Source organism: Streptomyces sp. NPDC059828, from assembly GCF_042731955.1.
GTDB lineage: Bacteria > Actinomycetota > Actinomycetes > Streptomycetales > Streptomycetaceae > Streptomyces.
In genome coordinates this window covers 103,066-107,077 of the sequence record NZ_JBHWIW010000005.1, presented here as the reverse complement: position 1 = coordinate 107,077, position 4,012 = coordinate 103,066, and the positions used below count along the sequence as shown (strand labels likewise).

At 73.7% G+C, this 4,012-nt stretch carries 3 protein-coding genes and 1 pseudogene; 3 read left to right on the top strand and 1 reads right to left on the bottom strand.

Annotated features, from left to right (window positions below; translation table 11 throughout):
• Positions 1-185: 185 nt before the first annotated feature.
• Positions 186-1,283 (top strand): nicotinate-nucleotide--dimethylbenzimidazole phosphoribosyltransferase, encoded by a 1,098-nt coding sequence (gene cobT / locus ACFV6V_RS04800; RefSeq protein ID WP_385559112.1) that lies wholly within the window; start codon positions 186-188, stop codon positions 1,281-1,283.
• 120 nt (positions 1,284-1,403) lie between these two features.
• A complete protein-coding gene (locus ACFV6V_RS04795; protein WP_385559109.1) occupies positions 1,404-2,300 on the top strand; it encodes a hypothetical protein in 897 nt (298 codons plus the stop codon).
• Here ACFV6V_RS04795 and ACFV6V_RS04790 read toward each other — a convergent pair.
• A pseudogene (locus ACFV6V_RS04790) lies at positions 2,267-3,007 on the bottom strand (hypothetical protein); the annotation flags it as partial. The gene ACFV6V_RS04795 and the pseudogene ACFV6V_RS04790 sit on opposite strands and share 34 nt — an antisense overlap.
• A gap of 69 nt (positions 3,008-3,076) precedes the next feature.
• Here ACFV6V_RS04790 and ACFV6V_RS04785 point away from each other — a divergent pair.
• The gene (locus ACFV6V_RS04785; RefSeq protein ID WP_385559106.1) at positions 3,077-3,889 is read left to right on the top strand and encodes an adenosylcobinamide-GDP ribazoletransferase; all 813 of its coding nucleotides are present in this window, start codon (positions 3,077-3,079) and stop codon (positions 3,887-3,889) included.
• Positions 3,890-4,012: the final 123 nt, after the last annotated feature.

The following is a 4,012-nucleotide window of genomic DNA, read 5'->3' as shown; positions in this document are numbered from 1 at the left end:
GGCGGCGCGGCGCGCGCCGGGCCGCCCCGCCCGCCGCCTGGGGGGGGGCCCTGGGGGGGGGGGGCCGGGCCCCCCCCCCACGGCCAGGGGGCTCACCGGACCTGATGACGCGGGCCGATCCGCAAAGATCACCCGGGCATGGCCCAGCGGCCCGGCAGCGGCGCGCTGCCGGTACTGTTCGGCGAATGAGCCCGCTGAATCTCGACGACTTCTCCGATCTGATCGAGCGCCCCGACAGCGGTGTCCGGCGCGACGCCGAGGAACGCCGTGAGCGGCTGGTCGTGCGGCCCGGTGCCCTGGGGCGGCTCGACGAGCTCGGGGAGTGGCTGGCGGCTGCCCAGGGGGCCGTGCCCGTACGTCCCGTGGAGCGGCCGAAGGCGGTGCTGTTCGCCGGGGACCACGGGGTCGCCGAGCTGGGCGTGTCGGGGCGGCCCGCGGGCAGCGCGTACACCCTGGTGCGGGCCGTGCTGGACGGGGCGAGCCCCGTCGCGGTGCTGGCCCGGCGGATGGACGTGCCGGTGCGGGTGGTCGACGCCGGGCTCGACTGCGACCCGGAGCTGCTGCCCGCCGAGGTCGTACGCCACCGGGTGCGGCGCGGCAGCGGGCGCATCGACATCGAGGACGCCCTCACCCGCGACGAGGCGGAGCGGGCCGTACGCCTCGGTATGGCGGTCGCCGACGAGGAGGCCGACTCGGGCACCGACCTCGTCGTGCTCGGCGATCTCAGTGTGGGCGGTACCACCCCCGCCTCGACCCTGGTCGCCGCGCTGTGCGGCACCGACGCCTCTGTGGTGACCGGCCGTGGCGGTGTCGCCATCGACGACCTCACCTGGATGCGCAAGTGCGCGGCGATCCGCGACGCGCTGCGGCGGGCCAGGCCGGTGCTCGGCGACCAGCTCGAGCTGCTGGCCACGGTCGGCGGGGCGGACCTCGCGGCGATCACGGGCTTTCTGCTGCAGGCCGCGGTGCGGCGGCTGCCGGTGATCCTCGACGGGGTGGTGTCGGCGGCGTGTGCCCTGGTGGCGCAGCGTGCGGCGTTCCGGGCACCGGACTGGTGGCTGGCGGGGCAGGTCAGCGGTGAACCGGCGCAGGGCAAGGCGCTGGACCGGATGGCGCTCCACCCGCTGCTCGACCAGGGTGTCACGGTCGGCGAGGGCACAGGGGCCATGCTCGCTCTTCCGTTCGTGCAGGCGTCCGCGGCCCTCGCGGCCGAGCTGCCCGAGCGCACCCCGGACGGCCCGGATGCCACGGACGCCGAGGACCACAAGCACGAAGTGCACTGACGCGCTCCTCGCCCGCCCGGCCGGGCGGGCTCGGAAACACCCAGGTGACACTCAACCTCGCGGTGCCCAGACCGGTCTTCGAACGTGGCCACGTTCCGACCCATCCGGGAGCCGCGATTCATGCCGTCCAAACCGAGCGCCGACGGCGCGCGCGCCTTCGCGCGCCGCGAGTGGGGGCCGCTGTACAGCGCCGTCAGGACCGCCCTCGTGAAGCGGCGGTGGCGGGCGGTCCCGATGACGCTCACGGCGGTCTGTCTGACCGCGGTCTTCCAGCTGGTCCAGAACCAGCCCTGGGGGTACGAGCCGGTGCAGGTGATCGGCTCGGTGCGGGCCGAGTACCCGCTGTGGGTGGCACTACTGCGCACCCCGCTGTCGCTGTTCGTACCGGCGCTGGACCTGCCGGTGTGGGGTGCGCTGGCGCAGATCCTGCTGGTGTTCGGGATCGCCGAGATCTGCCTGGGGCGGCTGCGCACGCTGGCGATCGCGTATGTGTCCACGCTGGCCGGGACGATGTACGCACGGATCGCGATCGCGCTGGGCCCTGAGAATCCGCTGGGACTGCCCGCCTCTGACGCCCATGTCGTGGACACCGGCCCGTCGGCCGCGGTCATCGGTCTGGCCCTGTACCTGGGTTACCGGTACCGGGCCTGGCTGACGATGAATCTGGTGATCGCGGCGATGGTGATCGAGGTGCTCATCAAGAACAACCTCGCGGGCAAGGAGCATCTGGCGGCCATCGCCGCCGTGCTGCTGGTGTGTGCGGTGACGGCGCTGCGGGGACGTCGGCGTCAGCGAGGACCGGATTCACGGGAGGTGTCCCGTGGCACATCACCCGCCCCGGCACCGGACGTGTCACGGGCGCCGTCCCCCGCCCCGGCGCCGGACGTGTCATGGGCACCGTCTCCCGCCCCGGCATGCACCGAACCCTGGACTCCGCCGCCGGCCAGGGCAGCCGGCCCGTCGCCGGAGGCGGAGACCGCCGTCACCCGGTCGGGAGCCCCGCCGATCAGGTCCTGAAACTTTCGGCGCGGCCCCGTCCAGCGTTTGTCGTGACGGAAGGCGCGCAGGATCGCCCGTGCCCGGGAACGCGGACGGCTCCGGTAGAGGCGCTTGGCCCAGAGGGACGTGGGGCGGGCCAGCCGCAGCGCGCCGAAGAGGGCCACGAACGGCACGAGGGTGCCGATGACCGCCATCCGCAGTTTGCCCTTCACCAGGGTGATCAGGACGAAGCAGAAGTTGACGGCGACGAAGAACAGGAAGAGCCGCCGGTCGTCCTGTTCGTCCTCGGTGAGGTTGTCCACGCCGAGCGGGGAGAAGCCAGCCAGGAAGAGCAGCAGCACGGACGCGGTGAGCACCACGGCCTCCACGCTCTTACGGCCCTCGTTGGTCCAGTAGACGTCGTCGAGATGCAGGATCAGCGCGAACTCGTCGAGCACGAGCCCCGTGCCCATACCGAAGATCAACGCGAAGACGACGGTGCCCGCGCCGGTGTGCTGGCTGCTGGCGACGGAGCCGAAGCCGCCGACCACGGTGAGGATCACGCCGGGCACGACATGGTGGATGTGCAGCCCACCGGTGCTGACGTTACGGAACGGACCCTTGCCTGCCCTGATCATCCGGGTGACGACCCGGGTGATCAGGAAGGTCAGCACGAACGAGCCCAGCGCGAGCAGCAGCGGGAGCTTCCCCGGCTCCACGATGTTGCGGTAAAACCAGTCACTCATGCCCACTCGCTCCCGTTTTGCCCGTTATGCGCAATCTACCGCCGGGGTTCACGGGCTACCCTGCGCGCGATGAGCTCCAGGACCTCCGCCGGGCCCGTGACCGGCATACGTTTCGCCTTCGGCACCCTCACCGTGCTGCCGGTGCGGGTCACCCGCTGGGACCGGGAGGCGGCCCGCGCGGGCATGCTGTGGGCACCGGTCGCCGGTCTGGTCGTCGGCCTCTGCGCCGCGGCCGCGGGTGGGCTGCTGCTGGTGGCGGGGTCCGGAGACCTGCTCGCCGCGGTGGCCACCGCGGCCGTACCGGCCCTGCTCACCCGGGGGCTGCATCTCGACGGGCTCGCCGACACGGCGGACGGGCTGGGCAGCGGAAAACCGGCCGCGGACGCGCTGCGGATCATGAAGCAGTCGGACATCGGCCCCTTCGGGGTGATCACCCTGCTCTTCGTACTGCTGGCGCAGGTCGCGGCCCTGGCCGAGCTCTACAGCGGCGGCTGGGCCCGGGGCGCGGTGGCGGCCGCGCTCGCGGGAGTGGTGGCGCGGCTCTCGCTCACCCTCGCCTCGCGTACGGGTGTACCCGCGGCCCGGCCCGAGGGTCTGGGGGCGGCGGTGGCGGCAACCGTGCCACGACGGGCCGCCGCCGCGCTCACGCTGCTGGTCCTGGCCGCGGGCGCGGGCCTGTCAGCGGGCGCACTGTCCGGGGCCCCGGCTCCGTGGTACACCGCCGCCACGGTCGCGGCCGCCCTGCTCATCGCACTGCTCACGGCCGAACTCCTTCTGCGGCACTGTGTTCGCCGCTTCGGCGGGGTGACGGGCGATGTGTTCGGGGCGGTCGAGGAGACGGCGGCCACGGCAGCGCTGGTCGCGCTGGCGACACTGCTGTGACTCGCTGAAGCGGCGTGGGCCCCGCCCCGCACCCGGGGGGCCGCCCCCCCCCCCCCCGGGCCCGGGGGGGCCCCGTCCGCCGTCGCGGCGGCGCCCCCCCACCCCTCGCGAAGCGTGCACTGC